23 protein-coding genes are annotated in these 20,762 nt (G+C 37.4%); 5 read left to right on the plus strand and 18 right to left on the minus strand.

From position 1 onward, the window contains the following. The first annotated feature begins 75 nt into the window (after positions 1–75). Both SPB_RS08260 and SPB_RS08265 read left to right on the plus strand, forming a co-directional pair. Entirely contained in the window at positions 76–348 is a 273-nt protein-coding gene (locus SPB_RS08260; protein ID WP_003103297.1) for a helix-turn-helix domain-containing protein, read from the plus strand. A gap of 12 nt (positions 349–360) precedes the next feature. Beyond that, on the plus strand, positions 361–1,578 hold the full coding sequence (locus SPB_RS08265) for a tyrosine-type recombinase/integrase (RefSeq protein ID WP_003104623.1): 1,218 nt from the start codon (positions 361–363) through the stop codon (positions 1,576–1,578). 109 nt (positions 1,579–1,687) lie between these two features. Here the strand turns inward: SPB_RS08265 and rpsI are convergent, their stop codons facing one another. The 14 genes from rpsI to SPB_RS08335 all read right to left on the minus strand — a co-directional run bounded on the left by rpsI (position 1,688) and on the right by SPB_RS08335 (position 13,848). Then, positions 1,688–2,080: a 30S ribosomal protein S9 gene (rpsI, locus tag SPB_RS08270; protein WP_003104965.1), complete on the minus strand. Its 393-nt coding sequence runs from the start codon at positions 2,078–2,080 to the stop codon at positions 1,688–1,690. A 20-nt stretch (positions 2,081–2,100) separates the two neighbouring features. Continuing rightward, the gene (gene rplM, locus SPB_RS08275) at positions 2,101–2,547 is read right to left on the minus strand and encodes a 50S ribosomal protein L13 (protein ID WP_003104162.1); all 447 of its coding nucleotides are present in this window, start codon (positions 2,545–2,547) and stop codon (positions 2,101–2,103) included. A gap of 198 nt (positions 2,548–2,745) precedes the next feature. Next, on the minus strand, positions 2,746–3,606 hold the full coding sequence (locus tag SPB_RS08280; RefSeq protein WP_003105006.1) for a DegV family protein: 861 nt from the start codon (positions 3,604–3,606) through the stop codon (positions 2,746–2,748). A gap of 264 nt (positions 3,607–3,870) precedes the next feature. After that, positions 3,871–4,194, minus strand: a complete 324-nt coding sequence (locus tag SPB_RS08285; protein ID WP_003102389.1) for a hypothetical protein — start codon at positions 4,192–4,194, stop codon at positions 3,871–3,873. Between the two features lie 21 nt (positions 4,195–4,215). Next, the gene (locus tag SPB_RS08290) at positions 4,216–4,734 is read right to left on the minus strand and encodes an NYN domain-containing protein (protein ID WP_003103295.1); all 519 of its coding nucleotides are present in this window, start codon (positions 4,732–4,734) and stop codon (positions 4,216–4,218) included. A 9-nt stretch (positions 4,735–4,743) separates the two neighbouring features. After that, on the minus strand, positions 4,744–5,493 hold the full coding sequence (rlmB, locus tag SPB_RS08295; RefSeq protein WP_003104840.1) for a 23S rRNA (guanosine(2251)-2'-O)-methyltransferase RlmB: 750 nt from the start codon (positions 5,491–5,493) through the stop codon (positions 4,744–4,746). A 103-nt stretch (positions 5,494–5,596) separates the two neighbouring features. Continuing rightward, positions 5,597–6,028 (minus strand): flagellar hook assembly protein FlgD, encoded by a 432-nt coding sequence (locus tag SPB_RS08300; RefSeq protein ID WP_003105647.1) that lies wholly within the window; start codon positions 6,026–6,028, stop codon positions 5,597–5,599. 120 nt (positions 6,029–6,148) lie between these two features. Next, positions 6,149–6,544, minus strand: coding sequence for a Mini-ribonuclease 3 (locus SPB_RS08305; RefSeq protein ID WP_003103081.1), 396 nt, complete (start codon positions 6,542–6,544; stop codon positions 6,149–6,151). Next, positions 6,537–7,880 (minus strand): cysteine--tRNA ligase, encoded by a 1,344-nt coding sequence (gene cysS / locus SPB_RS08310; protein ID WP_003104180.1) that lies wholly within the window; start codon positions 7,878–7,880, stop codon positions 6,537–6,539. Before cysS ends, SPB_RS08305 begins: the two co-directional genes overlap by 8 nt. Positions 7,881–7,901: 21 nt before the next feature. Next, positions 7,902–8,486 (minus strand): serine O-acetyltransferase, encoded by a 585-nt coding sequence (gene cysE, locus SPB_RS08315; protein WP_003104753.1) that lies wholly within the window; start codon positions 8,484–8,486, stop codon positions 7,902–7,904. Positions 8,487–8,498: 12 nt separating this feature from the next. Further along, complete coding sequence (locus SPB_RS08320) at positions 8,499–9,254, minus strand: SseB family protein (protein WP_003105781.1); 756 nt, start codon at positions 9,252–9,254, stop codon at positions 8,499–8,501. Further along, positions 9,247–11,493 (minus strand): polyribonucleotide nucleotidyltransferase, encoded by a 2,247-nt coding sequence (pnp, locus tag SPB_RS08325; protein WP_003104534.1) that lies wholly within the window; start codon positions 11,491–11,493, stop codon positions 9,247–9,249. Before pnp ends, SPB_RS08320 begins: the two co-directional genes overlap by 8 nt. Positions 11,494–12,273: 780 nt before the next feature. Beyond that, complete coding sequence (rpsO, locus tag SPB_RS08330; RefSeq protein WP_003105611.1) at positions 12,274–12,543, minus strand: 30S ribosomal protein S15; 270 nt, start codon at positions 12,541–12,543, stop codon at positions 12,274–12,276. A 141-nt stretch (positions 12,544–12,684) separates the two neighbouring features. Next, a complete protein-coding gene (locus tag SPB_RS08335; RefSeq protein WP_003105425.1) occupies positions 12,685–13,848 on the minus strand; it encodes an MFS transporter in 1,164 nt (387 codons plus the stop codon). A 282-nt stretch (positions 13,849–14,130) separates the two neighbouring features. Between SPB_RS08335 and SPB_RS08340 the strand changes: the two genes are divergently transcribed. Both SPB_RS08340 and ppk1 read left to right on the plus strand, forming a co-directional pair. Beyond that, positions 14,131–15,051 carry a Ppx/GppA phosphatase family protein gene (locus SPB_RS08340; RefSeq protein WP_003104223.1) on the plus strand — a complete coding sequence of 307 codons (921 nt, stop codon included), beginning with the start codon at positions 14,131–14,133 and terminating at the stop codon, positions 15,049–15,051. A 3-nt stretch (positions 15,052–15,054) separates the two neighbouring features. Next, positions 15,055–17,181, plus strand: coding sequence for a polyphosphate kinase 1 (ppk1, locus tag SPB_RS08345; protein ID WP_003105045.1), 2,127 nt, complete (start codon positions 15,055–15,057; stop codon positions 17,179–17,181). Between the two features lie 151 nt (positions 17,182–17,332). Here ppk1 and SPB_RS08350 read toward each other — a convergent pair whose 3' ends face one another. Continuing rightward, entirely contained in the window at positions 17,333–17,677 is a 345-nt protein-coding gene (locus SPB_RS08350; RefSeq protein ID WP_037621395.1) for a hypothetical protein, read from the minus strand. A 243-nt stretch (positions 17,678–17,920) separates the two neighbouring features. Between SPB_RS08350 and def the strand changes: the two genes are divergently transcribed. After that, positions 17,921–18,535 carry a peptide deformylase gene (gene def, locus SPB_RS08355; RefSeq protein WP_003102806.1) on the plus strand — a complete coding sequence of 205 codons (615 nt, stop codon included), beginning with the start codon at positions 17,921–17,923 and terminating at the stop codon, positions 18,533–18,535. Between the two features lie 175 nt (positions 18,536–18,710). Here def and SPB_RS08360 read toward each other — a convergent pair whose 3' ends face one another. The 3 genes from SPB_RS08360 to SPB_RS08370 form a co-directional block, all read right to left on the minus strand. Further along, a complete protein-coding gene (locus SPB_RS08360) occupies positions 18,711–19,259 on the minus strand; it encodes an NADPH-dependent FMN reductase (RefSeq protein WP_175282155.1) in 549 nt (182 codons plus the stop codon). Positions 19,260–19,553: 294 nt separating this feature from the next. Next, positions 19,554–20,168: a nitroreductase family protein gene (locus SPB_RS08365; protein WP_037621399.1), complete on the minus strand. Its 615-nt coding sequence runs from the start codon at positions 20,166–20,168 to the stop codon at positions 19,554–19,556. Positions 20,169–20,305: 137 nt separating this feature from the next. Next, complete coding sequence (locus SPB_RS08370; RefSeq protein WP_003105345.1) at positions 20,306–20,731, minus strand: MarR family winged helix-turn-helix transcriptional regulator; 426 nt, start codon at positions 20,729–20,731, stop codon at positions 20,306–20,308. Between the last annotated feature and the right edge of the window lie 31 nt (positions 20,732–20,762).

Consider the following 20,762-nt stretch of genomic DNA (forward strand, 5'->3'; position numbering starts at 1 on the left):
AATCTCCTTGGAAGCAAGCTCATAAATGGGCTTGTTTTCGTTTTTATTAAATACTACATATCGGAGGAAATGACCATGCAAGTTATTTTAGCAGAAGAACAAACTCTTGAAATCCAACACATGATTGGAGAGTTAATCAAATCCGAAGTTAAAAATGCAAGAGAATCAGTTGGTGCTGACTCTCCTTTTTTAAATAAACGACAAGCCTGTGATTATTTAGGGATTTCTAATAACACTCTTGACCTATGGATTTCTATGGGCTTACCATATATCAAAATTGGTAAATCCATACGATTCAATAAGGAAAGCGTTAATCATTGGATGGCAAGACTTGAAATCTCTGCCTAGAAAGGAATAGCGATGTCGATAAAGAAAACTAAAAATGGTACCTATCAGCTTAGGGTTTATATTCCAGAAGACACCCAAGCAAAACTTGGACTAGGTAAGTTATATGAGAAACGATTTAAGACAAGACGTGAGGCTAAAGAAGCTGAATTAAAGCTATCTGTAGATATTGAGAAAGCTAGACACAATAAACACTTTCAACAACCTCTCAAAAAAGAAGATATTCTCTTTTCTCATTTCTATGAGGAGGTCTGGCTTGAGCCCTATAAAGCCGGGCAAACAACTAATACGAATAAGCCTCCTACAGCAGCAACAATCTTTCAAACCGAAAATCTCTTTAGACTACATATCTTACCTATTCTAGGTAAATACTCTTTGAGTCATCTCAACGAAAACAAACAACTGGTTCTGTCATTACTGACACCGAAAGCAAATAGCTATGCAAATTTCAAGGCTCTCCGTGGATACATTAACTCTGTTTTTGACTGGGCGGAAGAGCTGGAATACATCCCAGTCAACCGACTACACAAAACGATTAGTCGCATTAAGGCAACTAAAAAACAAATACTAAAAGAGAGTAAACGTGAAGAAGACTTAGCGTTAGATGAAGATGAATTGCGCTTTTGGTTGCAGGCCTTTGACGATGATTTAGAAAAAGGTCTTTTAGAATTCAAGGATTATGTCCTATTCTATACTACTTTTTTTCTGTCCGATAGAAAGTCTGAATCTTATGCTCTTCAATGGAAGCATATAAACTTCAAAAACAAAGAAATCCTAATCGAAAATGCCTTAGACCGCTTTGGAAATGTGAAAGCAACAAAGGGAGGCAAGCGCACATTATTCAATGCTCCTACTGAACTGATGGAATTATTGCAAAAATGGAAAGATTTGCAACGGGAAGAACTAAAACAATTTGGCATCAAGCAAACAAAGAAACAGTTTGTATTTACCTACAATGATAGACAAAACAATATAAACGTTGTCTTGCATATTGATTACCTCAATTATCGCATGAACTCTATTAAAAGACGACATCCTGAATTAGCTCCTGCAACGCCACATAAACTTAGGCATACTGGAGCCACACTAGCCAAAAAAGCAGGTCGCTCACTAGAAGAGATTTCGGAGGCATTGACTCATAGCGACCAGTCAATTACAAAAACTTATATCAATATCACGAGTACCGTTTCCCAGACAGCTGGAGAGACTGCATATAGGTACCTCAAAAAGTAATGGTGGGAATATGGTGGAAATTTTGGTGGAAACTTTTGATTTTCGAGTAAAAAAAGACACCCAAGATAAAAATCTTGAATGTCTTGAAACGTTGATATATCGCTGATAATTAACGTTTTGAGAATTGTGATGCTTTACGGGCTTTTTTAAGACCTGGTTTTTTACGTTCAACCATACGTGCGTCACGTGTAAGAAGTCCAGCGCGTTTCAATGAATCGCGGAAGTCTGGGTCTACTTGTAGCAATGCGCGAGCGATACCATGACGGATAGCTCCTGATTGTCCACCGTATCCACCACCTACAACGTTAACCATAACGTCGTATGAACCTTCTGTAGAAGTTACTGCGAAAGGTTGGTTGATAACAAGACGTAAGTCTGCGTGTGGGATGTATTCTTCAACATCTTTTTTGTTAACAGTGATTTTACCAGTACCTGGAACCAAACGTACGCGTGCAACAGCGTTTTTACGACGGCCAGTACCTAAATATTGTGCTTGTGCCATTATTTAATGCTCCTTTCCTCTTAGATAAGTCCTGAAATGTCAAGTACTTCTGGTTGTTGTGCAGCATGTGTATGCTCAGCTCCAACGAATACTTTCAATTTCATGCCTTGCGCGCGTCCAAGAGTGTTATGTGGAAGCATGCCTTTAACAGATTTTTCAATCAAACGTACAGCATTTTTAGAACGTAGTTCACCTGCTGAGATTTGTTTCAAACCACCTGGGTACATTGAGTGAGTGTAGTAGATTTTATCAGTTGCTTTTTTACCAGTTAATTTGATTTTTTCAGCATTGATAACAATTACAAAATCACCTGTATCAGTGTGAGGTGTGAAAGTTGGTTTGTTTTTTCCGCGAAGTACGCTAGCAACTACTGCAGAAAGACGTCCAAGTGGCACATCAGTTGCGTCAACAACGTACCATTTGCGTTCAACTTGGCCAGTTTTAGCCATAAAAGTTGTTTTGTTCATGATTTCTCCTATACGAATTCGTAATATTTGTTTACAGGGGTGATGGGTGTTCCGTCCCATCGAAGGTATTTGGAAGGTTCCGGGGCCTCTCAAATGGGGTAAACAATACCGCCTACTATAATATCAAAAATACTTGCCACTAGCAAGTACTTTTTCTCTTTTATTTTTCTTTTTTTCCTGACCAAAAACTTATTCTGATTAGCGTTTTTCCTGACCAAAAACAAAGGCTGCCAAGGTATTTGGCCCAACGTGAGCAGCAATAACTGGACCTAGCGGCATGATCAGCACGTCTGTGACTTGCGGATTCTCCAAAAGGGTTTCCTGTAGTTCTTTAGCGCCTGCTAAATCTTCTGAATAACCAACAATCATTGTTGAATGACCGATATCAGCAGTCAGTTGATTCACGATTTCCTTGATGGCTTTTTTGCGACCACGGACTTTAGCGATGGGCACCAACTTTCCGGCTTGATCAATCCAGAGAATTGGCTTGATGCTGGCTAGGCTTCCGATAATGGCTGAGCTTTTTGACAAACGACCGCCACGCATCAGATGGTAAAGATCGTCAACCAAGAAGTATGTTCGAAGACGAGGGTGGAAATCCTCAACCAAAGCTTTGGCGGCCTGAATAGACTGGCCTAGGTCCCGAGCTTGCGCTGCCAGAATCGACAGGTAGCCTTCGCCGCCCGCGGCTGCTAGAGTGTCCACAATCTCGATGACCGCATCAGGATAATCCTCAAGAACCATTTCACGCGCCATGACCGCACTCTGGTAAGTTCCAGACAGAACCGACGAAAAGGCGATGTAGAGGACTGGGTGCCCTTCTTGTGCCTGTTTGCGGAAGTAAGCTTCGAACTCACCGATATTGACCTGGCTAGTTTGGGGTTTACTGCCAGCCTTCATCATGGCTAAGAGTTCAGAACTGCTTAGGGCATCTGAGCCTACAGTTTGGTAGGTTTTGCCATCACAAGAAATGGTTAGACCTAAGACATCCACCTCGTGTTCTGCTGCCCAGTGCGGGTCTAAGTCCGCTGTTGAATCCGTAAGTATGTAAAACGACATGTAAACTCCTTTGAAAAATAATTTATTTGACAATCAAATTATTATTGCCCTATTTTAGCAGAAAGTTTTTAGTGGTGCAAGCTTTGAAGCTAAGTAAGGGTGTTCATTTTTAGCAAATAAAAAGTATAAATTGTTGGAAAAACTCATGTCTCAAGTGGCATAGTATGACTTATTAATCCTACAAAAATGACGGTCTTCATGAGATTTTCTTCCATTATTAAGCTTTTTTAAGCAAAGAAAAAAAGCACCTCAGTGCTTCTTCTTTTAACCGCGGCTTACCACGACTTGTTCTTTACTTAATCCAAATTCAGTCATGATCAATTCTTTCAAGGCAGACTCGTTCAAGTCTGCTTCTACTGTGTAAAAATTGGGATCATCTGAAGGAAGAATTTCTTTGATATGTTGAGTCAGTTTCTCATTATCAAAAAGATTAATAGGCTCTTCTAAATTCTTTAATTGAATATGGTAGTTACCTCTGGCAAAAGTGGCATTTTCTGGTCTGCTCACATCTCTAATACTACTAACAATTTTAAAAATGCCAAAGATAAGAACTATTAAAAAAACGATTGAAGCAATTATTCCAAACATACTAATACACTTTCTTTTAACTCACTTACCCAAATCATCCATAAAGTCTTTGAGTTTTTGCATATTACCTTCCTCAAAGGGGCGGAGTTTTGGTTTTTTCATTTCAATGGATTTGGACATCTGGTCTAAATCGGATTTAACGGTGTTGACACGGCGTTCTAGTTCTCTGGCAGGTACTCTGAGGGCACCTTGGGAAAAGATGGTCCATTGTTCATTGAGGTCACTGGTGGCCACTTCAACTAAGTTTCTAACCGTGTTCAGTTCAGCTGCTGTCCGTTCAATATAGCTATCAGCTGTCTCATCTTCCTCAGTGAAAACAACAGAAATCATGTATTGGTCATAACGTTGTCGCACACCCGGCACAAATTGGGCATCAAAAACACAGACAATCTCAATTTTCTCAAAATGGGCATAGTTGTTCAATTTATTTAAAAAAATAGTCCGTGCTTGGTCCAACTGATTGGTTTTGAAGAGTTGTTTTGTCTCCTGCCAAAAAGCAATCATATTATAGCCGTCGACCAACATGATTTTCCGTTTCATAGGCAAATCCTACAACTTATTTCTGTAGACTTCATACATGAGGACGGCAGCAGCGACACCAGCGTTCAGACTCTGAACATGACCATCCATTGGGATAGTAATCATTTCATCGACTTGTTTCTTGATGTTGTGCGAAACGCCTTTACCTTCACTACCAATAATCAAGGCTAATTTGCCTGAAGTATTCCATTTAGGTGATGGTGTGCCGTCCATGTCTGTTCCAAAAATCCAATAGCCTTTTTCTTTCAGCTTATCCAAGGTTTGGCTCAAATTGGTTACTCGAGCAATTGGCATGTGCTGAATAGCACCTGTTGAAGTCTTGGCAACAACTGGTGTTACACCAACAGCACGATGCTTAGGAATGATTACACCAGCAACTTTTGTAGCATCAGCAGTCCGCAAAATCGAACCAAAATTGTGAGGGTCTGTAATCCCATCCAAAATCAGAATCAGTGGATTATCCTCTGCGTCAGCTTTGCTGATAATTTCGTCTAATTCTGCGTAAGCATATTCCGCAACACGCAAAACAAAGCCCTGATGAACAGCGCCGTCGGTCATTTCAGACAAGCTTTTCTTTGGTGTCCAAGAGATTGACACTTTTTTCTCAGTTGCTAAGGCCTTAATCTTATCAACATTTTTGCCGCGCAAATCATCTTGGATGTAGAGTTTGTTCCCTGTGTTAGCTGTTAAACTTTCAACTACGGCATGGACGCCATAGACCATGTCATTGTTTTCTTCTATTAATTGGTTATCTTTCATAATTCTTATTATAGCATGAAAGCTGTCACTTGGCTTCTAGACTTCTCGTTTTCTGCAATAAAAAGACCAGTCATTTGACTAGTCTTGATTACTTAAGGCTTTATTAGTTGAGTGGGTATGTGAAGGGATCTGCTTCGACTGTTTCATTCCCTTTCCTGTCGGAAATCGTGACCTGTATACTATATTGACCGGCTGGATAACCTTTCATATCAAACCAAGCAGTCATTTTCCCCTGGCCAGAGGCAAGGGTATAATCAATGGTGTTAATCACCTGTTTGTTAGCATCTAGCAAATTGATTTTAGCTTGACTACCACCTTGTAAGTCAGCCCCAAGCTGTATACCAATATCCATAATCGTTGTATCTTTTCTGTAGTTGCTAGTCACAATAACTTGGCGCCCTGTGACTGGTCCAGGTGCAACGACAGCTGGCGTTTGCCCTTCCGCGACAACCGTTTGTGTGTCGGAAATTAGCATCAAACCAAGACTAGTTGTTAATGCTGCTCCAGAAATTAGTAATTTTCTCATTTTGATCATAGGAAATCCTCCATTTTCTTAATGATTATCTTTTATTATAAAGGTTATTTTTAATTATTCAATATTTTACTGTCTTCCCTATAGATAACAAAAAAACAAGAGAAAGTTTCCTTACTCTTGTTAGTGATTTTCAACATAATTGATACACCAAGCAATCAACTCCTCAAGGCGTTCCTTTTGCTCAGTCATATCCAAGTAGCCCATCAAAGCCTCAAAGCCGGTCGACATCCGATAGGTGATGATGTCGGCATTTTTAGCCTTGGTATGACTATTAGTATTGCGACCCCGTCTAAAAATATCTTCTTCTTTTTCGGTCAATAGCTGCGCCTCTAAGAGAGCTGTAATCAGCATAGCTTGAGCATTAGCAGAGACATAGCGAGTTGATTTGTGGTGCAACTGACTAGGTTTAGTTTGACCTGAAAAAATCAAGTGACGACGGATATAATAAGAATATACAGCATCCCCTTCAAAGGCCAGTGCAATCCCGTTGATCAAGTTGACATCGACTTTAGTCACGTGTCCACCTCACACCATCTTTTGTATCCAGCAATTTAATACCCTGAGCCGCTAATTGGTCACGAATGGCATCGGCTTTAGCAAAATCACGGCTAGCACGCGCAGCTTGTCTATCGGCAATCAAAGCTTCAATATCAGCATTCAGCACGTCCTCTTGGAAAATAATTCCAAAGACATCTAACATACTTTCAAAGGCTGCCTTAACAGCTTCTGTGTAGTGACCTGAGTTTATCCATTTGGCAAAGTCGAAGACTACAGTAATCCCATTGGCTGCATTGAAGTCATCATCCATGGCATCTGTAAAGGCTGTGACGTAGCTTTGCAATTCTTCTGCAGAAGCATCCCCTGTCAATGGTTGACTTTGGGTGTTTTTTAAATACTTGAGGTTAACTTCGGCATCATGAATGGCCTTTTCTGTGAAATTAATCGGCTTACGGTACTGTTGCGTCGCTAGGAAGAAACGCAAGACTTGGCCATCAACAGTCTGAAGCATGTCGTGAACTGTCACAAAGTTGCCCAATGATTTAGACATCTTTTCATTGTCGACATTAACAAAACCATTGTGCATCCAGTAATTGGCAAAGGTTTGACCCGTTTTAGCTTCCGACTGGGCAATTTCATTAGTATGGTGAGGGAACTCAAGGTCCGCACCGCCACCATGAATATCAATGGTATCACCGAGAATTTCCGTCGCCATGACAGAACATTCAATGTGCCAACCTGGGCGACCGGCTCCCCAAGGGCTTTCCCATGAAATTTCACCAACTTTAGCTGACTTCCAAAGGGCAAAGTCCAACGGATTTTCCTTCAAATCAGTTTCTGTATCCGTTCGACCAGAAGCCCCAATTTCTAAATCTTCAAGTGTTTTATTAGCTAATTTGCCATAATTACTAGACTTGTCAACACGGAAGTAGACATCTCCTTCTGATTGATAAGCAAAGCCTTTTTCAATTAAGGCAGCTACAAAATCAATAATTTGATCCATGTAGTCCATTACCCGTGGGTTTTGGCTTGCTGGTTTAATACCAAGCTGTGCAGTATCTTCCATAAAAGCTGCAATGAACTTATCTGCCAGTTCTTTTGGTGTCATCTTAGCTTGCGCTGCGGCATTAATGATTTTATCATCAACATCCGTAAAATTGGAGATATAGTTAACTTGATAGCCCCTGTACTCAAAATAGCGACGAATGGTATCAAATGCTACAGCCGACCGTGCATTACCAATATGAATATAATTGTAGACGGTTGGTCCACAGACATACATATTTACCTGATTTTCTTTTATAGGGTAAAAGTCACGTAAACTGCGTGTCATACTATCATATATTTTTATCATCGCTTTTTTCCTTTGTCTCACTTATAGTTTAGAAGAATAATAAGATTCTTCACGTTTGTGTTCTATTGTTTTTATTTTTATTTCGTCTTTTTCCCCGTGTACACGGACCACTTTAGCAGGTACTCCTACAACGGTCACATCACCCGGTACATCTGATAAGACAACAGCTGCAGCTCCAACCTTAGCATTCTCACCGACCTCAATTGGGCCAATAACTTGGGAATGTGCAGAAATAAGGGCGCCACGACGGATAGTTGGATGGCGTTTACCTTTATCCTTACCAGTTCCGCCAAGGGTAACCCCATGGTAGAGCATAACGCCTTCTTCTACAATAGCTGTCTCTCCAATTACTAAACCTGCCCCATGGTCAATAAAGACACCGGGCGCAATGCAAGCACCTGGATGGATTTCAATTCCAGTCCAAAAACGCCAGCTTTGACTGTGCATTCTTGCCAATAGTTTTAAATTTTTCTGCCACATCCAATGTGATAATTGGTGGGCTGCCAATGCTTTGAGCCCAGGATAGGTTAATATAATTTCAAGTGAACTACGTGCTGCAGGGTCTTTTTCTTTAATAATATCAATACTTTTTTTCCACCAACCCATGCAAACTCCTTCTTACTTTTCAATATCTGTCCAATTGAGCAAAATCTGTTGGTCATCAAATGGATTGATAGCGACACCTACAGTTTGGTCAATTTCATTTTCCCCATTACGCGGTTGATAGATATCCTCAATTTTCCAAGTTAATATAACACCATGACTCTCACGAAAGGCTCCGCCAAATTTTTCGTGATTATACCATTTAGCAAAACTCTCTAAATTTGAAAAAGCTGGAATATATGATTTCCCGTCAGGAGTAGCCATTGTTGGGAATAGACGATCATAATGATTATCTTCACGTGGTAAGACAAAAGCTGGGACTAAATAGAATTTATCCATTGTATCAGCTGCTTGATTTTGGTCCCCCATAATAGCGTTTAAGATAGCAGTGTAATCATTCATAAAACGGATTAAATCACTACTTTTAAAAATAGTTGAATTGCCAGAATCACCATTTTTCTTAAGGTTGAAGACTAAACCAGAAACGCCTGATTTAATCACCTCCTCAAGAACAGCAATAGCAGAGCGTTCAAGCCAATAATGACTTTGAGCACTTTCTTGATCTGCTTTAAAGAGTACCATATCTTCTTCATCTGTAAAGACTGGCGTTACAATCTGGTCATCTACTTCAATAGCATAAGGTTCTTTTGTTGCCCAAACTGGGAAATGGTGCAAAGCATTGACCAGTCCAACACCATCTAAAAAATTGTCTGGTGCATTGATAAAAGCTCTTAGACGATTATCTAATTCATTACTTGTATTATTAGTCATGTTTTTCTTCTTTATTTGTTTCGACATTTTCAGCTTTATCAACATGGTGTGGTTTACTACCATGTTGTTTAAAACCGTGGTGTCTTTCTTTAGGTATATCTGCTGAACCTTCTTGAGCATTTTCAGATATTTCAGGTTTTGGAGGTCTTGGTAATAATGCTTTCATTGAAGCATCTACACGGCCTTTTTCATCAACTTTAATAACTTTAACGTCAACTTCTTCGCCTAACTCTAAAACATCTGAAACATTAGCTGTACGTGTCCATGCAATTTCTGAAATATGAACAAGTGCATCTGTTTTATCAAATAAGTTAACAAAGGCACCAAATTTTTCAATACGGACTACTTTAGCATGGTAGACTTCACCAACTTTAGCTTCGCGGACTAAACCAGCAATAATTTCTTTAGTACGGTTAATGGCTACTTGGTCACTTGAGAAAATTTGAACTGTACCTTCATCATCAATATCAATCTTAACGCCTGTTTCAGCAATAATCTTATCAATTGTTTCACCACCTTTACCAATGACAATCTTGATTTTATCAACATCAATTTTAATAGTGTCAATTTTTGGTGCTGTTGGTGCTAATTCTGGACGTGGTTCAGCAATTGTTGCTTGGATCAAGTCTAAGATTTCAAAACGTGCTTTTTTAGCTTGAGCTAATGCTTCTTCAAGAATTTGTGGTGTAATACCTTCAATCTTGATATCCATTTGTAAAGCAGTAATCCCTTCACGTGTACCAGCAACCTTAAAGTCCATATCGCCAAAGTGATCTTCTAAACCTTGGATGTCTGTTAAGACAGTATAGTTTGTACCATCAGAGATTAGACCCATGGCAATACCAGCAACCGGTGCTTTAATTGGCACACCACCAGCCATCAGGGCAAGTGTTCCAGCACAGATTGATGCTTGTGAAGATGAACCATTTGATTCTAATACTTCAGCAACCAAACGGATAGCATATGGGAAGTCTTCTAAACTTGGAAGAACTTGTTCAAGGGCACGTTCACCTAAAGCACCATGACCAATTTCACGACGTCCAGCTGCTCCATAACGCCCTGTTTCACCAACTGAGTATTGTGGGAAATTATAATGGTGTAAGAAACGTTTTTTGTATTCATCATCTAAACCATCGATTATTTGAGTTTCACCCATTGGAGCAAGAGTCAAAACTGACAATGCTTGAGTTTGTCCTCGCGTAAATAAACCTGAACCATGTACTTTTGGTAAGAAGTCAATTTGGGCGTCTAAAGGACGGATTTCGTCAATCTTACGACCATCAGGACGAACTTTATCTTCAGTGATTAAACGACGAACTTCAGCATGTTCCATTTGTTCAAGGATTTCAGCCACGTCACGCATGATTGTTGAAAGAGATTCGTCTTCAGCAAATTTAGCTTCATAATCTGCTTTCACTGTTTCTTTAACAGCTTCAGTTGCTGCTTCACGGGCTTTTTTCTCTTCAACTTGAACAGCTTTTTGAAGATCTGCATTGTATTTTTCAACAATTTCAGCTTGTAAATCAGCATTGACTTGTAATAATTCAACTTTTGCTTTTTCTTTACCAACAGCTGCTACAATTTCTTCTTGGAAGGCAATCAATTCTTGAATTGCTTTGTGACCACGAAGTAAGGCTTCAAGCATGATATCTTCTGATAATTCTTTAGCACCAGACTCAACCATGTTGATGGCTTCTTTACTACCAGCAACCGTTAATTCTAATAGCGAAGCTTCAAGCTGTGCTTTATTTGGGTTGATGATATACTCTCCATCGATGTAACCAACTTGTACTCCAGCAATTGGGCCATTGAATGGGATATCTGAAATTGAAAGAGCTAATGACGAACCAAACATAGCTGCCATAGGGGCGCTAGCATTTTCATCAAAAGAAAGGACAGTGTTAATAACTTGGATTTCATTTCTGAAGCCATCCGCAAACATTGGACGGATCGGGCGGTCAATGAGGCGAGCCGTTAAGGTAGCATCCGTTGAAGGACGGCCTTCACGTTTCATAAATCCACCTGGGAATTTTCCTGCCGCATACATTTTTTCTTCATAATTGACTTGGAGTGGGAAGAAATCACCTGTCGCCATTTTCTTAGACATAACGGCAGCTGTTAAAACAGTTGATTCACCATAACGGACAACAGTTGCGCCATTAGCTTGTTTTGCCACTTGACCAACTTCAACAACAAGTGGTTTACCAGCAAATGTTGTTGTAAATGTTTGTTTTGACATAAAATACGTTACCTGAAACAGATTTATGACAACATAATCCTGTTCCATTCCTTTCAAAAATATCTTGTTTTTGTCTACGTTGTTCTGCTACAAAAAGCAACAGATAATAGCTTATCTACTCCTCTTTGTATCAAACGACGTATCTGGTTCATTTTACCACAATTTGTGAAAAATTTCATGGCCTTTGGCGCCACTAGAATAAGATTTTTTGACAGAACGACCTATATTAAAATTGTGGAATAAAATAGTATTTAGAAACTTTTTACTTTGGTGTGGGACGGCAGCGACTTCCCAAGAAATTCCATACCTAATTTTTTAGTCAAAGTCTGAAAAATGTAACAATCTATTAATCTCTTTTATTTCAAATATTCAATATAGCGATGTTCGAATTTATTAATATGTATTTCGATAATAAACATTTAGAACCATGGTATGATTTTATTATGAACAGTCTTTTTAACAATGGAATTCCGGAGGAAGTCGCTTGTTGCCGGACACCAAGAAAAGTATCAAAAATGAAGTTAAATAATTTTGTCATTATATTGAATTCTTCTTTTTAGAAGAATTATATTATTTTTCTAAGTAAAAATTCTTGATAGCAAAGAAGAGGAGCAACGATAACACTCAAATCTATTGAAAGCAATAAAAAAAGCCTCCATTTCTGGAGACTTTTTTTATTTTTTTAGATAGAATTTTTCTCAGGCAAGGCAGCGCGCTGAAGGCATAACTAGAGTTAGCCGAAGCAAGCTAACGAAGCCTGAAGAAGTTTTATCAAAAAAATTAACGACGTAATCCAAGAGATTGGATAAGTTCACGGTAACGAGGTACATCAGTACGACGTAGGTAAGCTAATAGGTTACGACGGTGACCAATTTTTTTCATCAAACCACGGTAAGTTGCGTGGTCTTTTTTATGTTCTTTGATATGACCATTCAAGTGGTTGATTTCCCAAGTAAGTACTGCTACTTGAACTTCAACTGATCCAGTATCGCCTTCATGACGTGCATATTGAGCGATGATTTCATTTTTTTTCTCTTTTGAGATTGCCATAGTATTTTCTCCTTTTATTGCTTAATCCGAGTCTTAGGATTGGCACTCCTAAAACCAAGAAAAAGTTGGTGTGTCTTTACGACCATTCTATTTTAGCAGAATCGCTGAGCAAGGTCAACTTATTTAGCAATTGGAAGCAACTTAGTTTCTGACAGTTTTCCTTCTGATTAGCTCTGCTATCAATAAACCAAGACCTAAAATTAAACTGAGAACGGCATAAATAAAATAAGGTGCTATGACTGAATTGGTAAGGCTAGTTAACCACTGGAGAACCAGAGCTGCACCACCACCCCCTATGTTACAACCAAGAAGGACAAGGGTGGTTGCTGCTGTCAGTTGATTTGCAGGGATTATTTCTGAGACTGTATGGAAAATAACTGTGACACCAACACTATAAATAAAACCTGTTAGGAGGGCACCAAGTCCGATCATGAAGAGGTTATCGGCATAGAAAAGAACAAACATGCCTAGTCCTAGTGAGGTAGCTACAACTGCCATCAAATAGGAGTGAAACCAGGATAATAAACTACTAAAGCAGATCCCAGATAAGATGCCCATTAACATCATTAAACTTAGGATGAGGCTGGCTTGGGCTGGGCTTCCCAAATGGAGTTGATCAATAGCAAGAGGAATACGTAGTGTATTTGAGGTGTTCACTAAAATTACAAATCCTGCATAAATGGCCATGGCGATCAGGCTAAACATTTGTTTTGATGTTAAGGGAATTTCTTGATTTTCTTCAACCTGTTCAATCTTAATTTCTGGAACAAATAAGAGGTACATGGCTAAGATAATGATGGCGAATAGGTAAATCAAGAAAGCATATTGCCAGCCAAAGCTAATCAGTAATCCCGCTAAGGTAGTCATGACAGCTGCCCCGACAACTTCAGATGATGATCTGAGTCCTAGCATTTGAATCCGTTCTTTACCAGTGGAGCGTTCACTGATTATGTTAATTGCCTTGGCATTAATCAAACCAATTCCTGCCCCTAGTAATAGTCGTGATAAAAAAACCAGTCTATAAAGTTGTGTAAAGACAGGTGTTGCTCCACCAAATGCAATTAATAAGAGAGCTAAAATAACTATTTTTTTTGCCGATAATAATTTGCTAACAAAGGGATTGATTAACAAGATTGCCAAAATTGCAAAAGAGGGTAGTGAAAAGAGGATATTGACATCATTACTGGCATAGCCTTGTTCTTGGTAGTAATCCAACATCATCGAGATTGCTGGGGAAACAGAAAATGGCGTGATCATCATTAGGGATAAACCTAACAAACTGATTTTCTCTGTCAATTGTTTCATTTAAAATCCTCATTTCTTCTATCTGTGCTCTATTATTATAATAGATTATTGGTTAATAATATAGCATTCAAGATTATTTCTTAATTTACTTGTCATAATCATGCTTCTCTGTTTTTATCAATTAACATTTTTCTTAATTTTTCCTTTGTTTTCAAAATAATGTTAAGTTTTTCTGAAACAATTGCCATTTTCCCTTTCTCTAATGTAAAAGTTTTGTAAATTTTTGTCAAAGAGTTTTATTCGCTTTTAGTTTGATTTATAATAGATATAAAGGAGACTCTTATGAACATAGCAATTGTCGATATCGGATCCAACACCATCCGTCTTAATATTTACCATGTAGAAAAAAACGAATATTCTATTCTGTTTACCAAAAAATATACGGCTAGTCTTGCCTCTTATTTTGAGGATGGGCAATTAAGTGAAGAGGGGATCAAAACCTTGAAAAAGACTTTGAAATCAATTCAAAACGCTACTTCTTTTGTAACTTTAGAGTCAATTCATTATTTTGCGACAGCTTCATTACGAAATATCAGCAATCAAGATGAGATTATTGCTCAAGTGAAAAAGGAAATGGGCATTGCCATTAACCTATTACCCCAAGAAGAAGAGGCTCGTCTTGGCCATATAGGGATTGAGGAAGTATACGGTAAAACTGATGGTTTGTCAATCGACATCGGTGGGGGGTCAACTGAAATCTCTATTTTTGAAGATGAAAAGGTTATTGCTAACTTCAACTTTTCTGAAGGTAGTTTATCTTTATATAAACGTTATGTTGATGAAATTTTACCCACTTTAGATGAGTATAATCGGATAACTGAAAAAGTCAAAAAACTGTTAAAGAAAAAAGAAGATGAAAAGGTTGATAAGCTCGATACTTTGATTGGTATAGGTGGTAGTATCCGGGCAGTTGGGAAAGTTATTCAGAAAGTTGAAAACACTGATAGTGCTACTGAGTTTACCGTCGACCAATTAAAGAGTGTTAGTAAGAAATTGCTCAATCATGACAAAAACACTCTGATTGCAATCTTTAAAGTTTCCCCAGATCGGATTCATACAATTACCCCTGGGGTCATTGTCCTTTTAGAAGTTTGCAAATGGTTTAAAGTTAAAAAAATTCTAATTTCAAATAAAGGCCTTAGAGAAGGTTACCTAGTTGATTATCTGCAAAAATCAGATCTTCAACTTTCAACAAAGGAGTAAGTTATGGGACTAAAATACATGCAAAACAGAGAAATTGCATGGTTACATTTTAATGAACGTGTCTTATTGGAAGCTGAGGCTAAAGAAGTACCTTTACTAGAAAAATTAAAATTCATCGCCATTTTTACCAGTAATTTAGATGAATTCTTTATGGTTCGTGTAGGTACACTTCATGACTTGATGTTAATGAAGAAAAACAAAATTGACACCAAGTCAGACATGACACCAGCCCAACAAATTGATGCGATTTTAAAAATGATGCCTGATTTATATCAAAAACGGGATCGTATTTATCAGTCCATCTTGAAAGATTTAAAAAACTATAATATTAGACAATTACAATATACTGAATTAAATGAGGAACAAAGGAAATATACGGATCGTTATTTCAAAAAGAGACTTCATCATTTATTATCACCACAAATTATTGATTTAAGTCATCCGCTTCCTTTTTTAGAAAATAATCGAAATTACGTTTTTACCGAATTAGAACAAGATGGTGTGCCTACTTTTGGATTATTGCCAATCCGCGATGACTTTTCTCCGATTGTATCTTTGCCAGGTCACCAAGTTGATTTTATCTTACTTGAAGAAATCATTATGAGTCATATCGATGATTTGTTTGCTGGTTATACCGTTAAACATAAAAACATCATTTGTGTGACAAGGAACACTGACTTGAGTACAGATTATGAAAATCAGGATATGTTTAGTAACTACGCTGAATTCATGAAATCTATTGTCAAGAAACGGAAACGCTTGAGTACTGTCCGGTTAGAATCGCAAGGCAATTTACCAGAACTCGGAAAAGAATACCTCTTTAAGAAACTAGGCTTTGATCAAGATCACTATATGGTAAGCCAAACACCTTTGACTATGCAGTTTGTTTTTCCAATGATTGATAATGTACCAACGGCCATCAAAAATGACTTGCTCTACCCACCAATTCACGCTTATAATCCATTTAAATATACTCCGTCAATTATCAACGCTGTCAGAGAAAAAGATTATTTATTATCTTACCCCTATGATGACATTGATGCCTTCATTGCTCTTTTAAAAGAGATTGCCGAAGATCCAACTTGTCAGGCGATTAAGATAACTATTTACCGACTAGCTTCCAATTCGCAAATAGTGGAGCAATTGATTAAAGCAGCTGAAAACGGCATTGAAGTGACTGTCTTAATGGAACTGAAAGCCCGATTTGATGAGGAAAGCAATATTTCCTATTCAAGTATTCTTGAATCTGCGGGTTGTCATGTTATCTATGGCTATGAGGATTACAAAACGCATTCAAAAGTATTTCTTGCAATCTTTAAGAATCCCGATGAGACTTTGAACTTTATTACGCAGATAGGAACAGGTAATTACAACGAGAAAACTTCTCGGATTTATACAGACTTGTCACTCTTAACAGCTAATAAAAATTTTGGTTGGGATGCTAATGACTTCTTCTATCATTTATCACTGGGCAATCTCAATGGTAAATACAAACATTTTCTGCAAGCACCTTCAAGTCTAAAACAACGTTTTTTGGAATTGATTGATGAAGAAATTCTTAAAGGTAAAGCTGGGTATCTCTTCTTTAAATTTAACTCTCTGACTGACAAAGATTTTATTGACAAATTAGTTCAAGCCTCTCAAGCTGGCGTAACTGTTAAGTTAATTATTAGAGGGATTACATGTCTACTACCTGGTGTTGAGGAACTAACTGAACGAATCGAAATTCACAGTATTGTGGGACGTTACTTAGAGCATCCACGAATTTATGTTTTTGGTAAAGATGAAAGCAGAGCTATTTATATTTCTTCAGCTGACTTGATGACTCGAAATATGGAAGAACGGGTGGAAATTGCTGCTCCCATCCTCGATGAATCTTTGAAAGATCAAATCATGAAGTATTTAGATATGCAGTTCTCTGATGCTATTAAAGGACGGATGGTTGCCACTGATGGTGCTTATCAAAATATCAAGTTAAGCAAAGGTCAAGAAGCCTATTCTGCTCAAGATAAATTTATCGAAATGGCAGAAGAAAACTACTATAAGCAACAAAATCTCCAACTTATTCAGAACCAACCAAGTCCTTCAAAAGAAAGGTTCCTTTCAAGACTATTTAAACTTTTTAAATAGTCTTGATAGACAAAAAAGCCAATTCCTCTCTCACCAGGAATTGGCTTTTTTTATTGTTTTCCAGTTTATTCTTCTCTCTCTTTAAGAATCTTGTTTGGAGCTTACCTAAGCATATCTTATTTATCTGTAAAAAACAAGACATATATACCACTTAAATCATTCCTAAAGGCCCTGAAAACTGTTCAGTCTGAACCACGACTTGTTGGTCAGTTAAATGATATTGTTTCATAAGATAATTTTTGAGGTTTTTATCATTCATTTTAGATTGAACTGAATAAGAAGACAAGTCTTTACTATTAGCTACAATCTTTATTTGTTTTAGTAATATACTATCTTTTTGAAGGTTAATTATCTTTCCTGGATAATTGAAACGGATATAGTAATCATAACCTAAATTCTTAGTCACCCATATTTTTGCCTTAACTCCTGAATACATTCCGTAAAACATCCCAACTATCAAAACAAATGCAATAATTTGTTCAAATTGATCACTCATAAATCTCACACTTTCTTCCTATGTGTTTACTATATATTTTTTATTATTTCGAAATAATGATTTCATTATAGTCCCACCAAATCCCTCTGTCAAGACTTTTACAGTCATTATGAAAAATTATTTTTTGAGTCAGATTGTGCTCTATTATTTCTCATTTTTCATAGAGTCTTACCAGTTGTCTACTTTTAAAATAGCCTGAAATATGATATAGTAGAGCCATTGAAAAGATTAAAAGGAGTAACAATGTCTGCACAAGATAAACTTATTAAAGCCAGTCATCTGATTGATATGGATGATATTATTCGTGAAGGGAATCCTACTTTAAGGGCACATGCTGAGGAAGTTTCCTTACCTCTTTCAGACCAAGACCTTATCTTGGGAGAAAAAATGATGCAATTTCTGAAAAATTCACAGGATCCAGTAATGGCTGAAAAACTTGGCCTACGTGGTGGCGTTGGTTTAGCAGCACCGCAATTAGATGTTTCAAAACGTATCATCGCAGTTCTCGTTCCTAATATGGAAGATGCTGAAGGAAATCCTCCAAAAGAAGCATTCAGTATTAAAGAAGTTATGTATAATCCTAAGATTGTTTCTCATTCTGTTCAAGATGCTGCACTTGCTGATGGCGAAGGCTGCTTATCTGTGGACCGTTTGATTGAGGGCTACGTTGTTCGCCATGCTCGTGTGACTGTTGAATACTTTGACAAAGAAGGCGAAAAACATAGAATTAAATTAAAAGGCTACAATGCAATTGTTGTTCAACATGAAATTGACCATATTAATGGGATTATGTTCTATGACCGTATTAACAGTGATACACCCTTTGCGATTAAAGAAGGCATGCTGATTATTGAATAACAATTGCAAAGTTAATTAGACAAAAAGTTCTCAAATTTCAAACTTGAGAACTTTTTTATTATCATTATGCAAGTTGATTCGGTTAAGGTGTCAACTGCTTTCAATTAATTTTAAATGTGGGAGCATCTTTTTGGAGAGGGTTATTTATTGCATCCCATATAATTTTAACTTGAAATTACGCTTCCATTGCTGCTAATAGAGCTTCTGCTTGAGCTATCAAGCTAGCTTTAGTATCTTCAGTTACTTCAAGAACCCCAGTCCCCCAAGCTTCTGGGTTAACTGTGGCTTTAGTGAATTCACCGGCAACTGATGTACGGATAAATGGCATCAAATCATTGTAGATTTGGAACATTTGATCATGTCCCCCATTTGCTACTGATGAAACAGTAACAATTTTTCCGCCGATAGCTGAAGGTCCTGTTGGGTCTGAGAGGTCTAAAGCACGTGAAGCCCAGTCAAGTAGGTTTTTTACTGAACCAGGAATAGAAAAGTTATAAACTGGTGAGAAAATCCAAATAGCATCTGCAGCTTGAATAGCTTCACGAACTTTAACTACTGATTCTGGAGCATTTGCTTCTAAATCTTGAGTAAAGACAGGTACTTGAGCCCAGTCAAGAAAAGAAACATTAGCTTTACCAGCTAATACGGTTTCAGCTGTCTCTGCCAATTGGTGGTTGAATGAACCTTTACGTAATGATCCGTCGATAAATAAAATATTTTTCATTTCTTTTTCCCCTTTGAAGATGGTTTTTAATTTAGCAATGATAGACATTATTGTCTCCTAACTTTATCACTAAATAGTGATTATTTATACTATGTAGTAATTATATCATCTTCAGAGATTATGTAAAGAAATATGCTCCTCTTTATTATATTTTTAAATTTTTGTATAAATTATTTCATCAAAGATGCTGGCTTGCTGATGATTGTTTATTCAAATTAATAAAACACTCCTAAATTTAGGAGTGTTTTATGGATTATTCAGAGAGAGCTTCTAGCATTCTATTAGGAATTAGGATTAGCCAATTACTTTGAAACGATCTTCATCGTTCATAAATTCTTTATCCCCAGCAGGTGCTTCAATTGAGCCAAAGTTTAATTGTCCACGAAGTTTCCAGCTAGCTGGCACGTTGTATTTAGCAATAACTGATGCATCAATAACAGGATTGTAATGTTGTAAATTAGCGCCTAAGCCAAGTTCTGAAGAAAGTGCAGTCCAAGCATTAACACTTGTGATTCCTGAAGCTTGTTCTGACCAAACTGGGAAATTATCAGCATAAAGTGCAAATTGTTCTTGTAAACCTTTTACAACATCTTGATCTTCAAAGAATAATGCAGTTCCTTTTGAAGCTCCAAAGCTTGCAAGTTTTTCTTTAGTTCCAGCAATCGCTTCTTCAGGAGCACCTTGTTCTTTCATTGTTGCTTCTAAATCAGTAGCAACTAATTCATTCCAAAATGCTGATGCTTCATCATTCATTAAGATAAGAACGCGAGTAGTTTGGCTGTTGAAAGCTGATGGGGATTGACGAACCGCTTCTTTGATAACTTCAACGATTTCTTCATCTGATACTTCAGTATTACGACCTAAAGCATAAATTGAGCGACGGTTTTTTAATTCTTCTAAAAATGACATTTCTTTTTCTCCTTTGAATATGTTTTTAATTGTATCAACAAAAAGCATTATTGCCTCCTTAGTTTATTACTAAATAGTGATAAATTAATACTATGTAGTGATTATATCATCTTCAGAGTAAATGTAAAGGAATATGCTTATAAGTTTTTAAATTTTTTCAATAACTCTATTAACTGCCCTTGCTCATCTTCTGTTAAGACAGAAAATGCCTCTTCAACATAGCCAATATGGCTTGGCAAAGCCTTTTCAATCACTGCTTGCCCGTCTTCAGTTAAGCTAACTAGGAATGACCGCTTATCATTAGGACACGAAATGCGTTCAACCCAGCCTTTTTTCTCCATGTTCTTAATAACAACTGTCATGTTTCCAGATGTTGCCAAAATACTGTTGATTAGTTCGCCAATTTTCATCGTTCCTTTTGCATGTAACAAGTCTAGTACAGCAAATTGAGTTGGCGTTAAATCAAACTCTTTATAAGATTCTGAAACTTTAGCATCAATTGTTCGAAAAGCTTTACGCATCACAACCATTGATTTTACAGCATTATTTTTAAATTCACTCATTGTATCTCCTTTCTCTTCATTTCTATTTTTG

The organism is Streptococcus parauberis NCFD 2020, assembly GCF_000187935.1.
Lineage (GTDB): Bacteria > Bacillota > Bacilli > Lactobacillales > Streptococcaceae > Streptococcus > Streptococcus parauberis.

Excerpts from the sequence above, each read along its gene's own strand:
- SPB_RS08370 (WP_003105345.1), bottom strand. The coding sequence starts at position 20,731 with ATGAGTGAATTTAAAAATAATGCTGTAAAATCAATGGTTGTGATGCGT.
- SPB_RS08285 (WP_003102389.1), bottom strand. The coding sequence starts at position 4,194 with ATGTTTGGAATAATTGCTTCAATCGTTTTTTTAATAGTTCTTATCTTT.
- SPB_RS08260 (WP_003103297.1), top strand. The coding sequence starts at position 76 with ATGCAAGTTATTTTAGCAGAAGAACAAACTCTTGAAATCCAACACATG.
- cysS (WP_003104180.1), bottom strand. The coding sequence starts at position 7,880 with ATGATAAAAATATATGATAGTATGACACGCAGTTTACGTGACTTTTAC.
- rpsO (WP_003105611.1), bottom strand. The coding sequence starts at position 12,543 with ATGGCAATCTCAAAAGAGAAAAAAAATGAAATCATCGCTCAATATGCA.
- cysE (WP_003104753.1), bottom strand. The coding sequence starts at position 8,486 with ATGGGTTGGTGGAAAAAAAGTATTGATATTATTAAAGAAAAAGACCCT.
- SPB_RS08335 (WP_003105425.1), bottom strand. The coding sequence starts at position 13,848 with ATGAAACAATTGACAGAGAAAATCAGTTTGTTAGGTTTATCCCTAATG.
- SPB_RS08300 (WP_003105647.1), bottom strand. The coding sequence starts at position 6,028 with ATGATCAAAATGAGAAAATTACTAATTTCTGGAGCAGCATTAACAACT.
- ppk1 (WP_003105045.1), top strand. The coding sequence starts at position 15,055 with ATGGGACTAAAATACATGCAAAACAGAGAAATTGCATGGTTACATTTT.
- rpsI (WP_003104965.1), bottom strand. The coding sequence starts at position 2,080 with ATGGCACAAGCACAATATTTAGGTACTGGCCGTCGTAAAAACGCTGTT.
- SPB_RS08320 (WP_003105781.1), bottom strand. The coding sequence starts at position 9,254 with ATGACTAATAATACAAGTAATGAATTAGATAATCGTCTAAGAGCTTTT.
- rlmB (WP_003104840.1), bottom strand. The coding sequence starts at position 5,493 with ATGAAAGATAACCAATTAATAGAAGAAAACAATGACATGGTCTATGGC.
- SPB_RS08365 (WP_037621399.1), bottom strand. The coding sequence starts at position 20,168 with ATGTCATTTTTAGAAGAATTAAAAAACCGTCGCTCAATTTATGCTTTA.
- def (WP_003102806.1), top strand. The coding sequence starts at position 17,921 with ATGTCTGCACAAGATAAACTTATTAAAGCCAGTCATCTGATTGATATG.
- SPB_RS08360 (WP_175282155.1), bottom strand. The coding sequence starts at position 19,259 with ATGAAAAATATTTTATTTATCGACGGATCATTACGTAAAGGTTCATTC.
- SPB_RS08280 (WP_003105006.1), bottom strand. The coding sequence starts at position 3,606 with ATGTCGTTTTACATACTTACGGATTCAACAGCGGACTTAGACCCGCAC.
- SPB_RS08340 (WP_003104223.1), top strand. The coding sequence starts at position 14,131 with ATGAACATAGCAATTGTCGATATCGGATCCAACACCATCCGTCTTAAT.
- pnp (WP_003104534.1), bottom strand. The coding sequence starts at position 11,493 with ATGTCAAAACAAACATTTACAACAACATTTGCTGGTAAACCACTTGTT.
- SPB_RS08350 (WP_037621395.1), bottom strand. The coding sequence starts at position 17,677 with ATGAGTGATCAATTTGAACAAATTATTGCATTTGTTTTGATAGTTGGG.
- rplM (WP_003104162.1), bottom strand. The coding sequence starts at position 2,547 with ATGAACAAAACAACTTTTATGGCTAAAACTGGCCAAGTTGAACGCAAA.
- SPB_RS08290 (WP_003103295.1), bottom strand. The coding sequence starts at position 4,734 with ATGAAACGGAAAATCATGTTGGTCGACGGCTATAATATGATTGCTTTT.
- SPB_RS08265 (WP_003104623.1), top strand. The coding sequence starts at position 361 with ATGTCGATAAAGAAAACTAAAAATGGTACCTATCAGCTTAGGGTTTAT.